This is a genomic window from Veillonellaceae bacterium (genome assembly GCA_012523975.1).
Classification (GTDB): domain Bacteria; phylum Bacillota; class Negativicutes; order JAAYSF01; family JAAYSF01; genus JAAYSF01.
This window is the reverse complement of the sequence record JAAYSF010000065.1, coordinates 129,683-135,685: the sequence shown is the minus strand read 5'-3', so window position 1 is coordinate 135,685 and position 6,003 is coordinate 129,683. Positions and strand designations below refer to the sequence as shown.

General features: G+C 40.4%; 6 protein-coding genes. All 6 read left to right on the top strand.

Translation table 11 applies throughout. The features are described from left to right. Positions 1-98 precede the first annotated feature (98 nt). Complete coding sequence (gene spoVK, locus GX348_09005; GenBank protein ID NLP42319.1) at positions 99-1,049, top strand: stage V sporulation protein K; 951 nt, start codon at positions 99-101, stop codon at positions 1,047-1,049. Further along, a complete protein-coding gene (locus GX348_09000; GenBank protein NLP42318.1) occupies positions 1,046-1,651 on the top strand; it encodes a GTPase domain-containing protein in 606 nt (201 codons plus the stop codon). The genes spoVK and GX348_09000 overlap by 4 nt, the downstream gene beginning before the upstream one ends. Further along, complete coding sequence (locus tag GX348_08995; protein NLP42317.1) at positions 1,632-2,222, top strand: hypothetical protein; 591 nt, start codon at positions 1,632-1,634, stop codon at positions 2,220-2,222. Before GX348_09000 ends, GX348_08995 begins: the two co-directional genes overlap by 20 nt. Further along, positions 2,215-2,439 carry a hypothetical protein gene (locus GX348_08990; protein NLP42316.1) on the top strand — a complete coding sequence of 75 codons (225 nt, stop codon included), beginning with the start codon at positions 2,215-2,217 and terminating at the stop codon, positions 2,437-2,439. Before GX348_08995 ends, GX348_08990 begins: the two co-directional genes overlap by 8 nt. Before the next feature lie 413 nt (positions 2,440-2,852). After that, complete coding sequence (hflX, locus tag GX348_08985; GenBank protein NLP42315.1) at positions 2,853-4,655, top strand: GTPase HflX; 1,803 nt, start codon at positions 2,853-2,855, stop codon at positions 4,653-4,655. Next, a complete protein-coding gene (locus GX348_08980; GenBank protein NLP42314.1) occupies positions 4,655-5,908 on the top strand; it encodes a hypothetical protein in 1,254 nt (417 codons plus the stop codon). The genes hflX and GX348_08980 overlap by 1 nt, the downstream gene beginning before the upstream one ends. The last annotated feature ends 95 nt before the right edge of the window (positions 5,909-6,003 follow it).

The window sequence follows — 6,003 nt, the reverse complement described above, 5'->3', positions numbered from 1 at the left end:
TTAATTTCGGACCTATTTAATAGGTCCCTTTTTTTTGCACCTTTTCCGACTGCGTGCGTATAATGGATATCACCGAGGATCCGCGCGAGGTGACAAAAATGTCATATGTATGTCCCCAAGATGTTTATAATGCTATCGAAGCTGGAGAAATTTCAGCATTGGAAGCTTTTAAAGCTTTACAGCAGATGGATGGTATTCCTGTTCCTTGTTCGAACTCAAACAATAATAATCATCAGCGTGTAGAACAGATATTACATGAACTAGATAGTTTAATAGGTTTAACTCAAGTCAAAAAACTAGTGCGTGAAATCTATGCTTTTATTGAGATTCAAAAACGAAGAGAGCAAGAACGGTTAATAACTGAACCGCTAGTATTGCATATGATATTTAAGGGTAATCCTGGAACTGGTAAAACAACGGTAGCTAGAATATTAGGTAAAATTTTTCGGGAGATGGGCGTACTGTCTCGTGGTCACTTAATTGAGGTCGAACGGGCTGATTTGGTAGGCGAATATATCGGGCATACTGCTCAAAAAACGCGTGAGCAACTTAAAAAGGCCTATGGCGGCATTTTGTTCATTGACGAGGCTTACTCACTAGCTCGTGGCGGTGAAAAGGATTTTGGTAAAGAATCGATTGATGTTGTAGTGAAAGCAATGGAAGACCATAAAGATGAGCTTATTCTGATACTGGCAGGTTATAAGGATGAGATGGATAGTTTTCTTAAAACGAACCCGGGGCTACATTCGCGGTTCCCTATACATATCGAGTTTCCTGATTACAATCAGCAGGAACTTCTCCAAATTGCCGAACAGCTATGTTCTAAGCGTCAATATAAGCTAGATCATGAGGCAAGAAAAGTATTGGTTAAGATGTTATATCAAATGCAAAGTCAAGGCAGTGATAATTTCGGTAATGCCCGTACTGTACGTAATGTTATTGAGAAGGCTATTCGTCGTCAGGCTGTTCGATTGATTACCAAAGCTAATTTAACCCGCCAAGAATTAATATCTCTTGAACCTTGTGACTTAATGGAGGTGAAAGAATGAGGGAATTCGTTATTGTCGGAAAACCAAATTGCGGCAAAACTATGTTTGCTCTCAATTTCGCCGGCTATTTAGGCAGCAAGACGATTGATATGACTTTTAGAACCTACGATGGACTAATGACCTGTAGGCACTTTACACTGGAAGAAGCAAAACACGAATTATGCGGTATGACTCTACATAAAACTAAGTCATTGCAAACAGTAGTACTAAGGATGTCTTTAGGTAAAACAATGGTAAATTTTAAACTGACCGATACTTGCGGATTAATTTCGCAAATCCATCCTGATGAAGCCGTAAGACGAGGTATGGCTCAAACCATTGACTGGATCAGATCTTGTGACTATGTTTTTCATATTGTAGATATTACTGCGTTTTCCGTTAAACCCGAAGATAACTCAAACAATATTGATATTGAAGTCTATAATTATGGTAAATCACGGCATAATTATGCTTTATTAGCTAATAAAATTGATTTGCCATCCGCAAAAGCTAACTTGCCCAGAGTGATAGCAACATTCCCAAACACACTTGTTATACCAATTTCCGGACTTAAAGGGACCGGCTTTAAAGAGGTGAAGGCATGTGTGGCTAGAAATATTTGATTTAGTAACATTTGTTTCAGTCATTTTATGCGCCGCTGCAATAAAAATGACTGATGACTATTTAGATTATGACCAAGATAAAGCTGTTGGCAGTTATAATTTGACACTTCTTCTAGGAAAGGGCTTGCCAGTTTATGCTATGCTTGTACTAGGTCTAGCTGTTAATCTTAATCCGCCTCTTTGCTTGGCGCTTTTTTTAGCAAGTTATGGGATTGGAATGTTTCATGATTTAAAGCTGTGTTTCCCAAGTAAACTTACAGGCTTTCAAGAGTGTGTAATAAGCTTTTTGCTAGGAATCGGGCTATGTGGTTGGAGAACTATGATATTTGCATTCGCGTTTACGCTGGCTATTCAATTAATCGATGACTGCATTGATGCACGAACTGATCAGTTGTCAGGAAATCGGAACTTTGCACAGCGCTTTGGATTTGTTGAGTCGTACATGCTAGCCCTATTAAGCATACTGCTATCATGGCAGGTTGGAGGAAGTCTTTTCTTTCCGGTGCTATGTGCGGTGACGATATTCTATGGCAGCATTGTTTGGCTTCAAAGGAGGCGAAACTATGCTTGAGAAGACTATATTATTAATAGCTATACTGATAATTAGTTATTTAATCGGCAAACGAATCGGTTATAAGGAAGGCTTTGTTCAAGGAAAAGCCGATGCCGTCTTAATAATGAGGCAAGAGTCTTTTGAACAGGGTTACTGCACTTTGTGTAATACCGGTAGTACTTTTAGCTGTGAAGAAGGCTGTATAACGACTGACCCCTCTACCCATAATACTTAGAGGAGTTGGTAAAATGTCAGTATCTCGTTTAGAGCGTAAACGCGAAAATTCTCGAATTTTTTTTCGACGCCTGTACAGAGCATTAATTATCTTAATTACAGTTCTGACGTTGATGATAACTTATCATAAAAGTATTCTTTGTTTTACAGTTTTGTCCGTTTTGATATTTTTTGGTATAATTAGCTTAAATTGTTTTAATATTAGACTCGTTATACCTGGTATAGCATCCAAACATCTTGTAATTAGGTTAGGAGCAGCTATGTTTTATCTAGTGACTGTAATTATTCTAATTAGCAAGGTTGGTTTTTACAGCGGTAAGTAGATTAGAGGCTAACTAGCCTCTAATCTTGTCTATAGGGCTTTATAAAAAGATTTAGCTTACAGGTATAAATATAAATTTCGGGGTGGCAAACTTGACAGCAATTAATGGAGATACAAGCGGGATACGCAAAAATTTAATCGAGAATCTTGAAGGACTTTATAATTTGGTGATACCTTCAAATCAAATTATCTCGGAAGAGCTAATTGAATCATTAACTCAGCTCACTACACAGATCAAACGCGAAATTGCTATTTATATTAACCGGCGTGGACAGGTGGTAGCTGTATCCATAGGAGATTCACAGACTGTATCGTTACCTGAATTTGATGCTCGCAGGAGCAATTCAAGGTTAAGTGGAATACGGTGTATACATTCCCATCCTAATGGAATTAGCAGGCTAAGTGATGCTGATATTTCTGCTCTTAAATTGAAACGGTTTGATCTTATGGCTGCAGTTGGCGTGAATGACGGTATCGCAACAGAAATAAGCTTTGGCTACTTAACGGGTATCCGGAATGAGTCTGCAGTTATTGATATTGTCGGTCCGATAGCGATAGAACAGGTACTAGAGGCTGATTTTGTTAGTCTAATAAAAGGCTTAGAACATCAGTTAACCAACGTCGATCGGTTAGCATCTACTTATCATGTTGAAAGGGCAATTCTGGCTGGTCTAGAACAACCAAATAGTGCATGGCATATCGCTGACTCTTTGCAGGAGCTAGCACAGCTTGCGGAAACTGCCGGTGCTGAGGTCGTCGGAACAATTTGGCAGAAAAGGGACAAACCGGATTCGGGTTTATTTATCGGCCGAGGTAAGGTGCAAGAAATCAGTCTGTTAGTACAAACCCAAGAGGCGAATATTGTAATTCTAGACGATGAGATTTCACCTGCGCAACAGCGCAACTTGGAGCAAATTTTGGGAGTCAAGGTTATAGACCGTACTGCACTTATTCTAGATATTTTTGCGCAGCGAGCAAGAACGCACGAGGGTAAGCTTCAAGTTGAACTCGCTCAACTTCAGTATAGCCTGCCTAGACTAAGCGGGCAGGGGTTGGTATTATCAAGGCTCGGTGGTGGAATTGGCACCCGTGGACCAGGGGAAACTAAACTGGAGGTTGATCGAAGGAAAATTCGAGCGCGGATTAATGATATCAGACGAGAAATTGACAATGTTAAGAAACAACGTGAATTGCAGCGCAAGGCAAGGCAAGCATCAGCAATCCCAACAGTGGCGCTTGTTGGATATACAAACGCGGGAAAGTCTACCTTACTCAATACACTTGCAAATGCTAATGTGTTTGCAGAGGATAAATTATTTGCCACACTTGACCCGACGACTCGAAAAATCAACCTGCCTAGTGGTTTTGAGGTTCTAATGACTGACACAGTCGGTTTTATTCAAAAACTACCACACCATCTCGTTGCTGCTTTCCGGGCTACTTTAGAGGAGGTTGTTCAAGCGGACTTGCTTATTCATGTTATTGATGCAAGTCACCCGCAGCATGAGGAGCAAAGTAATGCTGTTTTTAGAGTTTTAAGGGAATTGAACGCTGCTGATAAATTGATTTTAACTGCCTATAATAAGATTGATAAAGTAGATGGCAAGGTTATCGAGCGCCTGCTTAGAGTTGATGATAGCGTTGCTATCTCCGCTCTTGATGGTCAAGGAGTAGAGCAGTTAATTAGGCTGGTTGAGGAGAAGGTTAAGCCTATAGTTGTTGACATGGAATTTTTAATACCATATAATGACTCCGGCATACTGTCGCAATTATATGAGATAGCTAATGTTCAAATTATCGAATACCTTGAAGATGGTATACACGTAAAAGCGGCATTGCCATCTGAAAAACAGACATATTTTAATTCTTATGTGATAGGAGATGTATTAAGTTAATGAGCTTTTCTGATACAATTAATAGCATTAAGCGTCAAGCTCTAGACCAAGCTCAACCCTACTTTACTGTCATTGACGAAATTGCTGAGATTAACACTAAAAAAGTATTAGACGTTTTTCGTAATAATAGAGTATCTGATTATCACTTCGGAACAACTACCGGCTATGCTTATAGCGATGGTGGCCGCGATACTCTTGATAAAGTATGGGCTGATATTTGCGGAGCAGAAAAAGCAATCTTTCGCACACAGTTCGTGTCGGGAACGCACGCATTAGCTACTGTCCTTTTTGGAATACTTCGGCCTGGAGATAATCTTGTTTCAATAGCAGGTGCTCCATATGATACGATGAGGACGGTAATAGGGTGTGATGGTAACACTTATGGTTCACTAAAGGAATTTGGTGTTGAGTATAGCGAGGTACCTCTCGTTAATGGTCGCGTCGATATGACTGGCATACAAAAAGCGATTACATCAAAAACAAAAATTGCCCTCATTCAGAGGTCACGCGGTTATAGTATGCGCTCGCCATTAACAATTGAGGAAATTGGGCAAATCTGTTCGGCTATCAAGAGTATAAACCCATATTGTATTTGTTTTGTGGACAACTGTTATGGTGAATTCGTTGATATACTAGAACCCACGGCAGTTGGCGCAGATATAATGGCAGGATCTCTCATAAAAAATCCGGGGGGCGGGTTAGCTCCAACTGGAGGATATATTGCGGGCAAAGCTGATTTAGTGGAGATGGCAGCTAGTCGTTTGACAGCTCCAGGGATCGGGATCGAGTTAGGGGCGTCATTGACCGAGAATAGACTGTTGTACCAAGGACTCTTTTTAGCACCGCATGTAACTGCACAAGCTGTGAAAGGGGCAATTTTCGCTTCGGCAGTTTTTTCCCTACTAGGGTATCGAACAGCACCTGCATTGGAGGAACGACGCAGTGATATAATACAAGCTATCGAATTGAAATCGCCAGAGAAGATGGTAGCTTTTTGCCGCGGTTTGCAAAAGTATTCACCGGTTGATGCGCATGTGAGACCAGAAGCAAGTGCTATGCCGGGGTACAGTGATGCTGTTATAATGGCCGCTGGTACATTTGTCCAAGGCGCGTCAATAGAATTAAGCGCCGACGGTCCAATAAGAGAACCTTATGCTGTATATCTTCAGGGCGGGTTAACCTTCGAACATTCAACAATCGGAATAATGGGAGCAGCGGAAGAGATTCTGAATAGCAATTCCGCAAAAAAATAGCCATTTCTACATATTTGTTTCTTTATATACAAGGAAAATCACGAAGTGTGTAGAAAAAAGTAATGATTAAGTTATAATTCACTTTTTGGTGGGAT